Raw genomic sequence first — 16,588 nt, forward strand, 5'->3', positions numbered from 1 at the left:
AGGCGGGGCTTTTTCATGGCCAAAGATCAGGGTTTAGATGCCAGCGCCTGCTCAACCGCCTTGATCAGATCCGGGCTGTCCGGCTTGGTCAAACTGGAAAAGTTGCCGATCACCTTGCCCTGTCGGTCGACCACGTACTTATAGAAATTCCACTTCGGCGCGCTGGTCTGTTGCGCCAGGATCTTGAACAGGTGCACCGCATCCGGGCCTTTGACTTTCTGCGGTTCGGTCATGGTGAAGGTCACGCCGTAGTTCACGTAGCAGACCTTGGCAGTCTCTTCGCCGGTCTTGGCTTCCTGCTTGAAGTCGTCGGAAGGTACGCCGATCACTTCCAGCCCTTGACCTTTGTAGCGTTGGTACAAGGCTTCGAGCCCTTTGAATTGCGGTGCGAACCCACAGAAGCTGGCGGTGTTGACGATCACCAGCGGTTTGCCGGCAAATCGCTGGCACAAGTCGATGGACTCCTTGGCCCGCAACTTGGGCAATTGCCCCTCAAGCAACGCAGGGCAATCGGCGGCCATGGCCACACTACCAACAGCCATCAGAACAGGTATAGCGAGCCAACGCGTCAACATGTAGAAGGTCCTTGAGTCAGTTCAGACACCGAACTTAACAGATCGCCATGCCCAACTGCATCAACGCCAAACCGCCGTTCTGCCAGCCCCACCAAGCTAACAGCAGCAGAAGCATGCCTGCCGCCACTGCGAAAAACCGCGCAGTTACACTCATGCTGCCTCCATTTGCGCCTCCAGCCGCGCCACCGGCCGCTCACGGACCGGCCAGTTCAGGGCTGCAGCGAGCAGGCTCAACAGGATAGCCACCTGCCAGATCAAATCGTAGTTACCGGTTCGATCATAGACCACACCGCCCAACCAGCCACCGAGGAACGAACCGAGCTGATGAAACAGGAACACAATTCCGCCGAGCATCGAGAGATTTCGCACACCAAATAGCGTCGCGACCGTGCCGTTGGTCAGCGGTACGGTCGACAACCACAGGAAGCCCATGGCCATGCCAAACAGGTATGCCGTGACCTGGGTAACCGGCGCCCACAGGAACAGCACGATAACCACCGCACGCAGCAAGTACAAAGCGGTGAGCAGGCGCGGCTTGGACATGCGCCCACCGAGCCAACCGGCAGTGTAGGTGCCAAACACGTTGAACAGGCCAATCAGCGCCAGCACCGTGGTGCCTACGGTCGCCGGCAAGTGCTGATCCACCAGATACGCCGGCAGGTGCACGCCGATAAACACCACCTGGAATCCACACACAAAGAAGCCGAAGGCCAGCAACCAGAACCCGGAGTGTGAGCAGGCTTCCCGCAATGCTTCACGCATCGTTTGCTGGCCGGCCATGGGCGGCAGCGGCTTGTCCTTGAGCATCGCGACCAGCGGCAGGATCAACGCCACCATCATGCCCAAGGCAAGCAACGCGGCCGACCAGCCCAGCCAGCCGATCAAGCCCAAGGTGCCCGGCACCATGGCGAATTGGCCAAAGGAACCTGCGGCGCTCGCAACCCCCATGGCCATGCTGCGTTTTTCCGGGGGCACGGCGCGCCCCACCACACCAAGAATCACCGAGAACGAGGTGCCCGACAGCCCGATACCAATCAGCAACCCCGCACTCAGGGACAAAGACCACGCCGAATCGGACATGCCCATCAATACCAGGCCGGCGGCGTATAATACCCCGCCGACAAATACGGCCTTCGTCGCACCAAAACGGTCGGCCAAGGCACCGGTAAACGGTTGCGCAATACCCCAGATCAGGTTTTGCAGGGCTATAGCGAAGGCAAACGTCTCACGCCCCCAGCCGAATTCGGCGCTCATCGGCGCCAGGAACAGGCCGAAGCCATGGCGTACGCCCAAGGACAACGCCAGGATCAGCGCACTCCCTAATAGAACCCAACCACTGGTGCGCCACATCGAGCTCATTTGTTATTCTCCGCTCGCGGGTATATACCCGCTTGTATTCGAACAAACCCGCCTTCAGGCGAGCTCATCCAGCAAGGCCAACAAGGTTTCGCGTTTTTCAGCACCCAGTCGATCAATCAGTTTCTGCTGCGCAGCCTCCCAGGCCGGTAACGCCGCGGCCAGTCGCTCTTCGCCCGCCGCAGTCAACATCACCAGGCGGTTGCGCAGGTCGTCGCCCTCGACCAACTGCACCAGGCCCTCGCCTTCCAGCACACGGAGATTGCGCCCCAAGGTGCTGCGATCCAGCCCCATCGCCTCGGCCAGGCTGGAAATGCTCGGTTGGTCGAGACGTTGCAGGTTACACAGCAAAGAATACTGGGCGACATTGATCCCGAAGCCGTCGAGAGCGCCGTCGTAATGCCTGCTGACGCCACGGGCGGCACGTCGCAGGTTGATGCATAAACACTGGGAGGTCAGCATAGAGCGTGTATATACCCGGGATTAACGAAATGCAAGAAAGTGTTACAGCGCCAGACCGATCAGAACGGCAACTTCCAGTAGCTCCAGCAATGCCCCGGCGGTGTCGCCAGTGGTGCCGCCCAGCCGATTGATCATCAGTTGGCGAACGCCGAAAAAGCACAGTGCCGCAATTAAAACCGCCACACCGCCGCTGAAGCCGCCAATCAGGATGCAGGCCAATCCGCTCAGGATCAGCACCTGCTGGCCGACGATTCGTGGTAAATGATCCGACAGCGCCTGCCCCAGCCCGCCTGCACGCACATAACGTGTGGTGAGGAACAGCGCCAGCATCGAAGCCCGCCCGATCAACGGCGCGAGGATCAGCGCCACACCGTTGCGCTGCTCAATCAAGGCCACCAACGCGGTGAACTTGAGCAGCAACACCAGGCCCAGGGTCACCACGGCAATCGGGCCGCTGCGCGGGTCCTTCATGATGGTCAGCGTGCGCTCGCGGTCGCCGAAGCCACCGAGCCAGGCATCCGCGCTGTCGGCCAGGCCGTCCAGGTGCAAACCGCCACTGAGCAGCACCCAGGCCGTCAGCAAAAGCGCCGCGTGCAATAACAGTGGCGCGCCCATCAGTGCGATATTCAGGCCCCATAACAGCAGACCGAAGAGCAAGCCCACCAACGGATAAAACAACAGCGAACGCCCCAGCTCCTGTGGCTGCGGCATGCCTGGCAAACGAATCGGCAGGCTGCTGAGAAATTGCAGGGCGATCCAGAACGGCAGCATCGTCAGCCCCCTTCCTTCAACAAGCCATCGGCCGTCACCTGCAGGTTGAATAACGCGCCGTGACCGACTTCGATATTCAGCAACTGCTCCCGAGGCAAACCGCGCGCCTGCGCCAACAACAGGCGCATCACGCCGCCGTGACTGATCAGCAATACGCGTTCACCGGCATACGCCTGATGCAGGCGTGAGACAGCATTGAGCACACGCTTGGAAAACTCGCTGACCGGCTCACCCTCAGGCGGTGTGAAGCCGTAGGGGTTGGCCCAGAACAGCCCCAGCCCTTCTGCATCGGTTTCCATCAACGCCGCCGCGCTCTGCCCTTCCCAGGCGCCAAAGTGCAGTTCCTGCAGATCCTTTTCCAGACTCACCGGCAGGTTCAGCCGTGCGCCCAACTCATTGGCGAACAATGCGCAGCGTTGCAGCGGCGAGCTGACTAACCGATCCCACGGGCCCCGCTCCACCACGGCGGCGCGCATCTGCGCCCAGCCCTTGGCGGTCAATGCATCATCCAGGCTACCGCGCAGGCCACCGCCCAATTCGGTTTCGCCGTGACGCAGCAGGTCCAGGTGCAAGGTCATGCGGGGCGGTCTGCCACGACGGCTTCGGCAAAGGTCGCCATCTGCCCATGCAGCGCGCAGGCCAGGCGCAACAACGGCACTGCCAGCGCTGCACCGCTGCCTTCGCCCAGGCGCAGACCAAGTGCCAGCAACGGCTGCGCATCCAGGCTTTGCAGCACATGCCGATGGCCCGGCTCCGCTCCCCCATGACCGAACACCAGCCACTCACGGCACGTCGGGTTCAGGCGGGTGGCGACCAACGCGGCCACCGTGCAGATAAAACCATCCACCAGCACCGCCACGCCCTCCTGGGCACAAGCCAGATAGGCGCCGACCAATGCCGCAACTTCAAAACCGCCGAGATTGAACAAGGTGTGCAACGCATCGTCGCGCTGATCGGCATGCAACAGGAGCGCACGCTCGATGACGGCGACCTTGTGGCTGACACCCTGGGCATTCAGGCCGGTGCCCGGGCCTGTCAGGTCACTCACCCGGCAATCTAGCAACGCGCACGCCAATGCGCTGGCGGCGGTGGTGTTGCCGATGCCCATCTCGCCACCGATAAACAGCTGTGCGCCGCTTTGCACGGCTCGGCGTGCGCTGTCGCGGCCTGCCTGCAGGGCCAGGCGCCCTTGCGCGTCGGTCATCGCCGGGCCGCTGACGAAATTGGCCGTGCCCGCACCAATATTCAGGTGGCGCACGCCCGGCAAGTTCAGCGATGGCGTCACGGTGCCGAGGTCAACCACTTCCAGTTGCGCATCCAATTGCCGCGCCAGCACGCTGATTGCCGCGCCGCCGGTGACGAAGTTGTGCAACATCTGCCCAGTCACTTCCTGGGGGAAGGCCGACACGCCTTCGGCGACCACCCCATGGTCACCGGCGAAGATGGTGATCCACACGTGATCCACCGAGGGTTTGAGCTGACCTTGCAGGCCGGCCAACTGCACCGCCACAGCCTCCAATTGACCGAGGGAACCGGCCGGCTTGGTCAGTTGCTGCTGGCGTGCCAGCGATTGTTCATGCGCAGAGGCGTCGACGGCCTTGCAGGGGTTGAGCCACCAGGTGTCAGTCATAACGCAGTACCTTTCAAAGTCAGGGGCAAGCCGGCGACCGTCAGGACAACACGCTGACACCGCTCGGCCAAGGCTTGATGCAGCCAACCGGCTTCATCCACATAGCGGCGAGTCAATTCGCCCAGCGGCACGACACCCAGACCGGTCTCGTTGCTGACAAAAATGATTTCCCCCGGCAGAGACGCCAGGGTTTGCAGCAGCTGTTCGCGTTCATGCACCAGGCGTTCGGCATCTTCGAGCATCAACAGGTTGGTGAGCCACAACGTCAGGCAATCCACCAACAGGCAACGCCCGGGCGCGGCGTTTTCGCGCAATACCCGCGCCAGCTCGACAGGCTCCTCGATCAAGCCCCAATGATCGGGCCGCCGCTGGCGATGCTGGGCGACGCGCTCACTCATTTCGCCGTCCAGCGGCTGGCTGGTGGCGATATAGATGACCGGCAGCAGGCTGTCGGTGGCAAGCTTTTCAGCAAGGCGGCTCTTGCCGGAGCGGGCACCGCCGATGATCAGTTGGTGCATGGCGCCACTCCACACAAAGTGCGCAATAAATCGCTATCCAGATGCTGCTCCACCAGGTCCGCCAGGCGCTCGATATCGCGCTCGCGCAGGGCGTGGTAATCCACCTCTTGCACATCGACCAGACCGGCCCAGCGCAGCAACGCACTGCACGCGGCCGGAGTCTCGAACAAGCCATGCAGATAAGTGCCGAGAATCTGCCCGTCCGCGCTTTGGGCGCCATCACGACGGCCATCGTCCAGCAGCACAGCCGCTTTCGACAGCGCATCGCCGGACGTCACCCCCGCATGAATTTCATAGCCACTGACCTCGGCATCCTCCAACGACAAGCGTCCACGTACGTTGCGCAGTTGCTTTTCTGCCTCCAGCGTCGTGCTGAACGCCAGCAACCCCAAACCCTCGCTGGACCCGGCCGGCCCTTCCAGACCGAGTGGGTCATGTACCTGCTCGCCGAGCATCTGCAGGCCGCCGCAAATACCCAGCACCTTGCCGCCGTAGCGCAAATGCCGGGCCACGGCAGTGTCCCAGCCATTGGCGCGTAGATACGCCAGGTCGCCGCGCACACTTTTGGACCCCGGCAGGATAATCAGGTCGGCAGCCGGGATTGGCTGGCCCGGGCCGACAAACTGCAAGTCCACCTGAGGATGCAGGCGCAGTGGGTCGAAATCCGTATGGTTGCTGATGCGCGGCAATACCGGCACCACCACCTTGAGCACCTGGGCCGCCTTGTCGATCTGGCGCGAGTCAATGCCATCCTCGGCTTCCAGGTGCAGGTCCATCACGTAGGGCAGCACGCCCACTACCGGCTTGCCGGTGCGTGCTTCCAGCCAATCCAGCCCTGGCTGCAACAATGCGATATCGCCGCGAAAACGGTTGATCACGAAACCCTTGACCCGTGCCTGCTCCGAGGGCGACAGCAGTTCCAGGGTGCCGACCAGATGAGCGAATACACCGCCACGGTTGATGTCGGCGATCAACAGCACCGGGCAATCCACCGCTTCGGCAAAGCCCATGTTGGCGATGTCATTCGCACGCAGGTTGATTTCCGCCGGGGAGCCGGCGCCTTCTACCATCACCACGGGGTAGGCGGCGGTCAACCGCGCATGAGAGGCCAGCACCGCTTGCATCGCGATGGCTTTGTAGTCGTGATAGGCCACTGCATTCATGCTGGTCACGGCGCGGCCATGGATGATCACCTGGGACCCGGTGTCGCTATTGGGTTTGAGCAGCACCGGGTTCATGTCCGTGTGCGGCGCCAGGCGGGCGGCCTGGGCCTGTACGGCCTGGGCGCGACCGATCTCGCCACCTTCGGCGGTGACCGCGCTGTTGAGCGCCATGTTCTGGGGCTTGAATGGCGCGACCGCCACACCCTGGCGTACCAGCCACCGGCACAGCGCAGTCACCAGGGTACTTTTACCGGCGTCGGAGGTGGTGCCTTGTACCATCAGCGTACTCATGAAGCTTCCTTGTAGGCCGCGAGAGCCTCATCAAGCCGCAGCCAGTCCGCTTGAGTGTCGGGCAAGCCGAAACGCAGGCTGCTGTCGTGGACAAACAGGCGCAGCAGGATGCCGCGTTGAGCCATGAACGCATGCATGCGTTCGGCGTGCGGCGTGATCAACCACTGGAACAGCGCGCAACCGCCGTGGGGTTGAAAACCATGACGGTCAAGCAGCTCATACAAACGTTGGCCGGCATCGAGGCAACGCTGGCGCTGGCGCGCGTGCCCGGCACTATCACGCAGGCACACTTGGCCCAGCACCCGTGTCGGCCCGCTGACCGTCCAGGGGCCGAGCTGTTCGGCCAACAACTTGAGCAACTTGCGCTCGGCCAGCACAAAGCCCAGGCGCACACCGGCCAGGCCAAAGAACTTGCCGAACGAGCGCAACACAATCAGGCCGATCTGATGGGACTGGCCCGCCAGGCTCAGGTGCGGAGTGACGTCCATGAAGGCTTCGTCCACCACCAGCCAACCGCCACGTTGAGCCAGGCGTGAGTGCCAATCCAGCAGGCGCTGCGCAGGCAGGCTCAAGCCGGTGGGATTGTTCGGATTGACCACCACCAGTACGTCGAGGCCATCCAGGAAAAAGTCGACTTCCTGCTCCTGCACTTCACGCACCACATAACCCGCGCGACGCCAGGCTTCGGCGTGTTCGGCGTAGCACGGCGACAGCACGCCGACCTTGCCCGTGCGACGCAGCCGCGGCAGCAATTGGATCGCCGCCTGGGAACCCGGCACCGGCAGTACATGAGGGGTGCCGTAGTACTCACTGGCCGCCGCTTCCAGGCCATCATCGGTTTCCGGCAAACGCGCCCAGGCGCGCATCGGGATATCCGGGATCGGCCATGGCCAGGGCGCCAGGCCACTGGACAGGTCGAGCCAATCGGCTTCGGCAATCCCGTACTGAATCACTGCCTTACGCAGCCGGCCACCGTGCTCAAGCATAGAATTGCGCCCCCGCGCAGAGAATCAGCAGCCACAACCATACGCCGCGCTGCACCAGTTGCCAGCCACGCTCGATGGAATCGGCGTCGGCCGCCGGGCCCTCACCCAATGGCGGACGCTGGTGCAGTTCACCGTGATAGATCGCTGCGCCGCCCAGCTTAACACCCAGTGCGCCCGCGCCGGCCGCCATCACGGGCCCTGCGTTGGGGCTGTCCCAGGTTGGGCCCTGGGTGCGCCAGCATTTGAGCGCCAGGCGGGTTTTGCCGAGCACGGCGTAAGTCAACGCTACCAGGCGTGCAGGAATATAGTTGAGTACATCGTCGATCTTGGCCGCCGCCCAGCCGAAGCGCTCGAAGCGTTCGTTGCGATAGCCCCACATGGCATCCAGGGTATTGCTCAAACGGTAGAGCACCACGCCCGGCACGCCGGCCACCACGAACCAGAACAGCGCGGCGAACACCGCATCGCTGCCGTTCTCCAGCACCGATTCAGTGGCGGCGCGGGCGACTTCGGTGTGGTCCAGTTCACTGGTCTGACGGCTCACCAGGTAACTCACACGTTGACGCGCGTGTTCCAGGTCATCACTGCGCAACGCCTGGGCTACCGGAATCACGTGCTCGCCAAGGCTGCGCATGCCGAGCGCGCAGTACAGCGCCAGAATTTCCAGGACCCAACCCACGTAAGGCGCCCAGGACAACGCTGTGGCCAACACGGTCAGCGGCACCACTGCGATACACCACGCAGTCACGCCATGGCTGCGCCAGCCGCGACCACCGGTATTGAAACGCTGCTCGATACGCCCGGCGAAATTGCCGAACGCCACCAGCGGATGCCAACGCCTGGGCTCACCCAGTAACGCATCCAGCGCCACTGCGGCGACACACAGCAAGGCCACACTCATTGACTCACTCCCCACACATTCTCATACAACATGTCACTCAGCGGCCGTGGTTCGGTCCAGCCTTCGAGCTGCAACATCGGCGCCGGATAGAACTCGGCCACCGGTCCCAGGCACAGCACCGCCAAGGGTTTCGCCCCGGACGGCAGACCCAGCAGGTCGGCGAGGGCCTGGGGCTCGAACAGCGAGACCCAGCCCATGCCCAGCCCTTCGGCGCGGGCTGCCAGCCACAGATTCTGGATCGCGCAGGACAACGACGCCATGTCCATTTCCGGCAAGGTGCGACGCCCAAAAATATGGCGCTCGCGGTCGTCCATCAACGCCGCCACCAAGACTTCGGCACAGTCGTGGATACCTTCGACCTTGAGCTTCATGAAGTCGTCGGAGCGCTCACCCAAGGCTTCGGCGGTGCGCACGCGCTCCTCCTCCACCAGCTGTTGAATCTGCCCACGCAGTGAGCGGTCGCTGATACGGATAAACCGCCAGGGTTGCATCAAGCCGACACTGGGCGCCTGGTGCGCGGCCTGGAGTAAACGGTGCAACAGCTCAGGGGCAACCGTGCCGCCGCTGAAGTGACGCATGTCGCGGCGCTCGGCGATAGCGCGGTACACCGCGTCACGATCGGCCTGGGGGAAAGCGTTGTCACTCATGGTGTTGTTGCGACCTCGACATCGGGCGCAAACAGCGCGGCAACGGCTTGGGGGTTGGACGGAAAGTAAAAGTGTACGTAGGAAGCGGTCATCCGCCCTTGCCGATAAACGGCTTCGGCACCGCGCCCGCCGTTGGGGCTCAAGCCGCGGGCGATCGGTTGCCACTCAGTGCTGGTCAGGGAATGGTGATAGGTGTGACCGCGCAATACCCCTTCCGGCAACTCGACACTTTGCAGGGCCAGAGCCGCCAGTTTCTTTTGCATCACCGCGTCCCCCTGCAGCAGGCCGACCAGCTCCGCCCGCGCACCCTCGACGTCAGTGAGCGAGTCAAGCAGGTAGAGCATGCCGCCGCATTCGGCGAGCAAGGGTTTGCCGGCGGCGTGATGGGCGCGGATGGCGTCGAGCATCGGTGTATTTTCCGACAGCGCCTGGTGGTGCAGTTCCGGATAACCGCCAGGCAGGTAGAGGCTGTCGGCCTCAGGCAATTGGCGATCGTGAATCGGCGAAAAGAAGCGTAGTTCGGCGCCCATCGCCCGCAACACGTCAAGGCTGGCACCGTAGGTGAAGGCGAACGCTTCGTCGCGGGCCACGGCAATACGCACGCCAGCAAGCAACGGCTCGGCCTTGACCACCTCAGGGGCGGCAAAGGTCACCGGCGGCGGCAAAGCCACCTCGCAACTGCTGCCCAGGGCTTGGGCGGCGGCATCCAGGCGTACGTCGAGGTCATTCAACTCACTGGCCTGAACCAGGCCCAAGTGACGGCTTGGCAGTTCGATCCCGGTTTCCCGGGACAGTGCGCCGTACCAGCGCAGGCCTTCAGTGAGGCTCCCTTCGAGCAGTTGCGCATGGCGCAGCGTGCCAACGCGGTTGGCCAGCACGCCGGCGAACGGCAAGTCCGGCTGATAGCGCGCCAGGCCCAGGGCCAGCGCGCCGAAGGTCTGGGCCATCGCGGTGCCGTCGATCACCCCAAGGACTGGCACGCCGAAGTGTCGGGCCAGGTCGGCGCTGGATGGGGTGCCGTCGAACAGGCCCATCACGCCTTCGATCAGGATCAGATCGGCCTCCCCCGCTGCTTCCCACAGCAAGCGACGGCTTTCCTGCTCGCCGACCATCCACATGTCCAATTGATACACCGGCGCACCGCTGGCACGCTCGTGGATCATCGGATCGAGAAAGTCCGGCCCGCATTTGAACACGCGCACCTTGCGCCCCAGGTTGCGGTGCAAACGGGCGAGCGCGGCGGTGACGGTGGTTTTGCCCTGGCCGGACGCCGGTGCAGCGATCAATACGGCCGGGCAATGACGGGGCTGATTCAAAGCTCGACGCCCTTCTGTGCCTTGATACCGGCCTGGAACGCGTGCTTGAGCATGCCCATTTCGGTCACGGTGTCACCCATTTCGATCAGTTCGGGCTTGGCGCCACGCCCCGTGACCACCACATGCTGCATCGGCGGGCGGGCTTGCAGGTCGCTCAATACCTGATCCAGGTCGAGGTAGCCGTGCTTGAGGGCGATGTTCAACTCATCCAGCACCACCAAGCCAATAGTCGGGTCTTGCAACAGTGCTCGGGAAACCGCCCAGGCAGCCTCGGCAGCGGCGATGTCGCGCTGACGGTCCTGGGTTTCCCAGGTAAAGCCTTCGCCCATCACATGGAAACGCACTTGCTCGGGGAAGCGGCGGAAGAACAATTCTTCGCCGGTGCTGTTACGCCCCTTAATGAACTGCACCACGCCGCATTGCATGCCATGGCCCATGGCGCGAGCGAGCATGCCGAACGCCGAACTGCTCTTGCCTTTGCCGTTGCCGGTCAGTACCAGCAGCAATCCGCATTCGTTGGGGGAATTGGCAATGCGCTCATCGATCACGGCTTTTTTGCGCAGCATGCGCGCCAGGTGGCGCTCGTCGCGATCAGGGGAATCAGTCATGGCAGCTCTCCGTTGGGGCTGAACAAAAACGGCGGGCAGAAAAGAAAAAAACAGACAGCCAAGCATCGCCCACCGTGATGCTGTTGGATGCTTCAGGCCGGTCTCCGGGCTCATGAGTGGCGCTCTACAAAAGAACAGGCCGACGTTGCGCCTTCCCATATCGCACGGCGATACAGTGGCAAAAGGCAGCGTCTTGACTCATTTACCGTTGCGGGGGCAGCGCCGGAATCGCGGCAGCACTGTGTACAAGTGCGCTCACTCACCGGCTTCCCTGTTTCACTCTGTCGACCCACGGGTCACAGAGCACCTGGAACAAGCCGCGAAGGTTAGTGGGTTGGGGGTGGAGCGTCAATTAAAGCTGGCCAGACAACCCAAAGCTGCAAGCGGGCATTGCACCCGCTTGTTGCAGCTTTGGGTTGTGTTTTATGGATTGCGAGCCAGGTTTGCTGGCAGCACGCGCTTGGCAGTCAAATAAGCATTTTGCCAATACGCCTTGGACAACGTATCCAGTTTTACCGTGCCGCCAGTCTGCGGTGCGTGCACAAAGCGGCCCTCACCTACGTAGATCCCAGCGTGGCTGACCTGCGAACCACCACCCGTGGCGAAAAACAGCAGGTCACCGGTTTGCAGGTTTTCCTCACTGACGTTCTGGGCCCGCATCACGATCAATTCACGGGTCGTGCGTGGCAACGAGATGCCCGCCGCATCACGGTAGACAAAACCGATCAGGCCACTGCAATCGAACCCGGAATCCGGCGTGTTGCCACCCCAACGATAAGGCGTGCCAACCAGGCCCAGCGCACGGAAGAGCACATCTTCGGCAGCAGGCGAGAAACTCTGCGTGGAGTAATTGAACACCGGCTTGGGCTTGACGGCCACTGGAGCGGGTGGTGGGCGGCTTGCGCAGGCACTGAGGAGCGCGGCACAAACAAGCAGAATGAGGCGGGCTGAGGTCGACATGGGCAGAACAATCCTGGTCTGGATGCGGCTTTTCGCTGCCGAACGCTGAAAACCAGAACGCGCAAGCAAAGCTTGCGCGAACGGATTCCAACAATATCCAGGGATTCTAGCGCTTACACGTCAAACTTCAAGTATCACTTTAACTTTACTTGCTAGCGGTAACCGTAGTCGGGGCCATGGCAAGGGCGCGCTTGGCTTCGATGAAGGTTTTGCTCCAGTAGCTATCACCCAGGCTGTCGACGCGGACACCGCCACTGCGGCGGCTGCTGGAGTGAATAAACTGGTTATCGCCCAAGTAGATACCGGCGTGACTGACACGACCACGACCCGCCGTACTGAAGAAAAGCAGATCACCCGGCTTGAGGTTGTTGCGTGCGACCAACGGTGCATTCACGTTGATCATTTCGCGCGTCGAGCGTGGCAGGTTCATGCCAGCCTCTTCACGAAACAGGTAGCCGATAAAGCCGCTGCAGTCGAAACCGGCTTCAGAGGTACCGCCGAAACGGTAACGGGTACCGATCAGGGACATGCCGCGTTCAAGAATGCTGTCGGCCAGAACTGGAAGCTGATAAGGCTTGTTGCCGTCGAAATTGGCCAGTTCTTTCTCGGTTGCCACTTCCTCTTCATAGACAGTTGAAGACTGGGAAGCGACGAATTTTGCCTGGGACTGCTGTTGGGTCTTGTGCTGCTCAGCCACTTGTTGAGGGTGGGAGGCGCAACCAAACAACAGGGTAACAAGTGCGAGAGGCACGAGGGGTGCGAAGCGATTTAGCATGGGCACGACCGTGGCTGATATGTAAAGAAGTCGAGACTATGCCTTCTATCACATCGATTTGCAAATTCAATCGCGATCTATGTGACTTATCGTTTTGACCCCGACATCTAAGCCCTTAACACCCTGTACCCGCCTTTTGCGTGGCAAAACCGGCCCAAACGCAGGTTTTCTGGCGCCTGAAATATGCCGAAAGCCCTGAAATGACTGGGCTGGCTACCAGCCGAGGGTTTCCTTGAGGAAGGGGATAGTCAGCTTGCGCTGGGCTTGCAAAGAGGCCTGATCGAGCTGTTCGAGCAAATCGAACAACGCGCTCATGCTGCGGGTGCCACGGGTGAGGATAAAGTGCCCGACTTCGTCGGTGAGGTGCAGGCCGCGACGGGATGCACGCAGTTGCAGGGCACGCAGCTTGTCCTCGTCGGACAACGGGCGCATCTGGAAGATCAGTGCCAGGGTCAGGCGTGATTTAAGGTCGGCCAGCTTCACCGGCAGTTCACGCGGCGACGTAGAGGCGGCAATCAACAAGCGCCGACCACTGTCGCGCAAGCGGTTGAACAGGTGAAACAGCGCTTCTTCCCACTCCGCCTTGCCGGCGATCGCTTGCAGATCATCCAGGCACACCAGTTCGTACTGCTCAAGATGGTCGAAGATCCCGATACCGCGGTCCATCAACTCAGCCAACGGCAGGTAAACCGCCGGCTCCCCCATCTGCTCGAAACGCAAACACGCGGCCTGCAACAGGTGAGTACGCCCCACGCCGTGCTTGCCCCACAGATAGATCAGGCTTTCCGTCCACCCGGCGTCGGCTTCGCAAAGCCGCTCGACATAGCCGAGTGCAGCGGCATTGGCGCCTGGGTAGTAGTTGATAAAGGTGGCGTCATCACGCAGACGCACACCTAGGGGCAGCTGAATCGGTTTCATGCTGACTGAACGGCTCCAAACGAACCGTTAGTGGCCTCTGTGTAAAGTTTGCAAAGTTTATACCCGTGACGCCACGCGCACAATGCAGCAGACCACAAGCAAAATCAAAGGTTTGCGTTAACCCAAGGCGATTTGCGCAAATTGTTTGACACACCGCCCCCAGAAAAAACAAACCCGGCTGAGGCCGGGTTTGTTTACGCAGAGGTTACAGATCAGGATCTTCAACCCCCGTGTACACATCGGAATCCTTGTACAGATCGTGCACATGGCGCACCAGCACCATGATCACCGCCGCCACCGGCAACGCCAGCAGGATACCGGTGAAGCCGAACAACTCACCGCCCGCCAGGATCGCAAAGATGACCGCCACCGGGTGCAGGCCAATCCGGTCGCCCACCAGCAACGGGGTCAACACCATGCCCTCCAGAGCCTGGCCTACCATGAACACGGCGACAATCCCCAGCATCGGGTACAGGTCGCCGCCAAACTGGAACAACCCCGCCACCAACGCCGCGCCGATACCGATCACAAAGCCCATGTACGGGACGATAGCTGCCAACCCGGCGATCAAGCCGATCAACAGGCCAAGCTCCAGACCAATCGCCATCAAACCGGCGGCATAGATGATCCCGAGCGCCAGCATCACCAACAACTGGCCTCGCACGAACGCACCGAGCACTTCATGGCACTCATGCGCCAGGGACACAATGCGCTCCTCACGGTCACGCGGCAGCAGGCTGCGGATCTTGGCCATCATGATGTCCCAGTCACGCAGCAAGTAAAACGCCACCACCGGGATCAGCACCAGGTTGGTCAGCCAACCGATCAGCGCCAGGCTGGAGGCTGTGGCCTGGCTGAGGACTGCACCGACGATATCGGTGGTCTGCCCCATGTGTTCACTGATTGCCGCCTTGACCTTGTCGAACTTCCAGAAGCCATCCGCCAGCCCCAGCTTGGCCTGGGCCCAAGGCATCGCCGTGTGCTGCAGCCAGTCGAGCATTTGGGGCGCCAGCTCATACAAGCGAAACAACTGCTTGGCCAGCATCGGCACCAGCACCAACACCAATGTGGTGATGATCAAGGTAAACAAGACAAACACCGTCACCACACCCCAAGTGCGTGACATGCCGACTTTCTCCAGGCGATCCACCACGGGATCGAACAGATAAGCGAGCAGCAACGCGACCAGGAACGGCGTCAGGATCGAATGCAGCAAGAATACAAAAACGCACAGCAGGACAATCCCGCCAAGCCACACCCAACGACGCGTATCCGCCATAAACCACTCCATCTGTTATTGGCTTCCTCCCTCTATATAGAAGAAGGAAGATCATTTACCAATGAAAACGTAACTGTGCCTGCGGCTCTGGGGCCACGGGCGCTTGTGCACCAGTTGCTACCGGCTGCTGGGCCGGCACTTCACCGGGCGGCGTTTCCTGCAACTTCGCCAGGGTCAACTGAGTACGCAACTGGTCGGCACTGCCATTGACCCGATACACAATACGACTGCCATCCACGAGCAACGGCTGGCCACCAAAGGGCTCCAGAAGATGGCCCAAGGCAGCGTAGCGCTGCAGGTTCATACCCTGCACTTCCAGCAACTGCTCGGTACTGACACCAGGCTTGACGGCAAAACGTGGCGCCAGCTTTTGACTGATGGCCAACATCACGGCATCGGCCACCGCGCCCGTATCAGAACCCTGGACGGTGCCCTGCTCACTGTTGTCGCCCAGCCACAGGCGCCATTTGGCCTGCCACTGATTACCCTCCTGCCGGGCGTGCACCGCCAGCAATGCGTCGGCGCCGTAACGTTCAGAGGCTGCGCGCAGCGGCGTGGCGTCCGCGCTTTCAAGATTAGGCGCCGTGGCGACCACCTGTTCATCCAGGTCGCCCAGCGGCAAGCGCAATGGCAAGCCACGGTGTTGCGCGGCCCGGCGCAAGGCCTGGGCAACGGCCTGGCCATCGCCGACCAGGCTGCTGCCGTCAGTGGAATCGTTGAGCCACCAGCCAAGAATCGACGGTCGGTTGCTACCCCAGATTGCCAGGCCCGCCTGACGCAACGCGCGATCGGTGCTCACCGGGTCGAAGTCCACCTGCAGGCTTTCCGGCGGGCCGGCGTCGTAGCCGTACTGGGTAATGATCTGCTGCGGGTCTTTGCGAATTGCCGACAGGCCCGGCCCATCGGCAGCCTTGGCATCACCGGTCAGGCGGATCACCAGGGTCTGCACGGCGCGCTGAGTCGCCTGATCGCGCTCTTGGGGCGACTGACTGCTGACGGGTTCAAGTACTTGATAGAGGCCATTGAGGGTTTCGGCATGACTCGCCAGGCTGACCAACGACAAACAACCTGCAAAAAAGAATTTACACAAACGCATGGAAGATTCCCGAACGACAAATTTAACGGGTAGAACAGGCCGCCTGAACTCGGCTTGGCAAGGCTGTGACCACACCGACCGACAAAACATTCACAGGAGCCCGGCAAGTTTTCGTACTGTCATAACGATAGCGGGTTAAAGGCTATACCTTAATACACGCCATGACAGAGGCAATCAGCAATTTTCAGCCGCGTTTTTTAACCTTTATGGCCCTGCCCGTCGGCCCGAGGATGGCCGCTGCCCTTCAAGCCTGATAAAATCGCGCGCCTTCGCAGACCGTCAATGGCTGGGCCTTTTACCAAAAGCCCCTGCCCGCTCGGTCGTTACCCCTGAATC

Annotated in this window: 18 protein-coding genes and 1 riboswitch; all 18 genes read right to left on the minus strand. The window is 61.6% G+C overall.

Annotation, left to right across the window (positions count from 1 at the left end; all coding sequences use genetic code 11):
- Positions 1–26 precede the first annotated feature (26 nt).
- Positions 27–575, minus strand: coding sequence for a glutathione peroxidase (locus EXW71_RS07415; RefSeq protein ID WP_123715550.1), 549 nt, complete (start codon positions 573–575; stop codon positions 27–29).
- Positions 576–725: 150 nt separating this feature from the next.
- Entirely contained in the window at positions 726–1,934 is a 1,209-nt protein-coding gene (locus EXW71_RS07420; protein ID WP_134656913.1) for an MFS transporter, read from the minus strand.
- 54 nt (positions 1,935–1,988) lie between these two features.
- Positions 1,989–2,393, minus strand: coding sequence for a MarR family winged helix-turn-helix transcriptional regulator (locus tag EXW71_RS07425; RefSeq protein ID WP_134656914.1), 405 nt, complete (start codon positions 2,391–2,393; stop codon positions 1,989–1,991).
- 42 nt (positions 2,394–2,435) lie between these two features.
- Complete coding sequence (locus EXW71_RS07430) at positions 2,436–3,164, minus strand: adenosylcobinamide-GDP ribazoletransferase (protein WP_134656915.1); 729 nt, start codon at positions 3,162–3,164, stop codon at positions 2,436–2,438.
- A 2-nt stretch (positions 3,165–3,166) separates the two neighbouring features.
- Complete coding sequence (gene cobC, locus EXW71_RS07435) at positions 3,167–3,742, minus strand: alpha-ribazole phosphatase family protein (protein ID WP_134656916.1); 576 nt, start codon at positions 3,740–3,742, stop codon at positions 3,167–3,169.
- The gene (gene cobT / locus EXW71_RS07440; protein ID WP_134656917.1) at positions 3,739–4,794 is read right to left on the minus strand and encodes a nicotinate-nucleotide--dimethylbenzimidazole phosphoribosyltransferase; all 1,056 of its coding nucleotides are present in this window, start codon (positions 4,792–4,794) and stop codon (positions 3,739–3,741) included. Before cobT ends, cobC begins: the two co-directional genes overlap by 4 nt.
- The gene (gene cobU / locus EXW71_RS07445; protein ID WP_134656918.1) at positions 4,791–5,312 is read right to left on the minus strand and encodes a bifunctional adenosylcobinamide kinase/adenosylcobinamide-phosphate guanylyltransferase; all 522 of its coding nucleotides are present in this window, start codon (positions 5,310–5,312) and stop codon (positions 4,791–4,793) included. Before cobU ends, cobT begins: the two co-directional genes overlap by 4 nt.
- Positions 5,300–6,766: a cobyric acid synthase gene (locus EXW71_RS07450; protein ID WP_134656919.1), complete on the minus strand. Its 1,467-nt coding sequence runs from the start codon at positions 6,764–6,766 to the stop codon at positions 5,300–5,302. The genes cobU and EXW71_RS07450 overlap by 13 nt, the downstream gene beginning before the upstream one ends.
- Entirely contained in the window at positions 6,763–7,752 is a 990-nt protein-coding gene (cobD, locus tag EXW71_RS07455; RefSeq protein ID WP_134656920.1) for a threonine-phosphate decarboxylase CobD, read from the minus strand. The genes EXW71_RS07450 and cobD overlap by 4 nt, the downstream gene beginning before the upstream one ends.
- The gene (gene cbiB / locus EXW71_RS07460) at positions 7,745–8,653 is read right to left on the minus strand and encodes an adenosylcobinamide-phosphate synthase CbiB (protein ID WP_134656921.1); all 909 of its coding nucleotides are present in this window, start codon (positions 8,651–8,653) and stop codon (positions 7,745–7,747) included. The genes cobD and cbiB overlap by 8 nt, the downstream gene beginning before the upstream one ends.
- Entirely contained in the window at positions 8,650–9,300 is a 651-nt protein-coding gene (bluB, locus tag EXW71_RS07465) for a 5,6-dimethylbenzimidazole synthase (RefSeq protein ID WP_123715540.1), read from the minus strand. The genes cbiB and bluB overlap by 4 nt, the downstream gene beginning before the upstream one ends.
- Positions 9,297–10,616, minus strand: a complete 1,320-nt coding sequence (locus EXW71_RS07470) for a cobyrinate a,c-diamide synthase (RefSeq protein WP_123715539.1) — start codon at positions 10,614–10,616, stop codon at positions 9,297–9,299. The genes bluB and EXW71_RS07470 overlap by 4 nt, the downstream gene beginning before the upstream one ends.
- Positions 10,613–11,224, minus strand: a complete 612-nt coding sequence (cobO, locus tag EXW71_RS07475) for a cob(I)yrinic acid a,c-diamide adenosyltransferase (RefSeq protein ID WP_123715538.1) — start codon at positions 11,222–11,224, stop codon at positions 10,613–10,615. Before cobO ends, EXW71_RS07470 begins: the two co-directional genes overlap by 4 nt.
- Positions 11,225–11,301: 77 nt before the next feature.
- Positions 11,302–11,550, minus strand: a riboswitch (cobalamin riboswitch).
- A 97-nt stretch (positions 11,551–11,647) separates the two neighbouring features.
- Entirely contained in the window at positions 11,648–12,184 is a 537-nt protein-coding gene (locus tag EXW71_RS07480; RefSeq protein ID WP_134656922.1) for a C40 family peptidase, read from the minus strand.
- Positions 12,185–12,329: 145 nt separating this feature from the next.
- The gene (locus EXW71_RS07485; protein ID WP_123715537.1) at positions 12,330–12,959 is read right to left on the minus strand and encodes a C40 family peptidase; all 630 of its coding nucleotides are present in this window, start codon (positions 12,957–12,959) and stop codon (positions 12,330–12,332) included.
- Positions 12,960–13,172: 213 nt separating this feature from the next.
- A complete protein-coding gene (gene hda / locus EXW71_RS07490; protein ID WP_058422138.1) occupies positions 13,173–13,877 on the minus strand; it encodes a DnaA regulatory inactivator Hda in 705 nt (234 codons plus the stop codon).
- Positions 13,878–14,082: 205 nt separating this feature from the next.
- The gene (locus EXW71_RS07495) at positions 14,083–15,156 is read right to left on the minus strand and encodes an AI-2E family transporter (RefSeq protein ID WP_123715602.1); all 1,074 of its coding nucleotides are present in this window, start codon (positions 15,154–15,156) and stop codon (positions 14,083–14,085) included.
- Between the two features lie 55 nt (positions 15,157–15,211).
- Positions 15,212–16,252: a DUF2066 domain-containing protein gene (locus tag EXW71_RS07500; RefSeq protein WP_134656923.1), complete on the minus strand. Its 1,041-nt coding sequence runs from the start codon at positions 16,250–16,252 to the stop codon at positions 15,212–15,214.
- Between the last annotated feature and the right edge of the window lie 336 nt (positions 16,253–16,588).

It is taken from the genome of Pseudomonas sp. BCA17, from assembly GCF_004519405.1.
In the GTDB taxonomy this organism is placed as follows: Bacteria; Pseudomonadota; Gammaproteobacteria; order Pseudomonadales; family Pseudomonadaceae; genus Aquipseudomonas.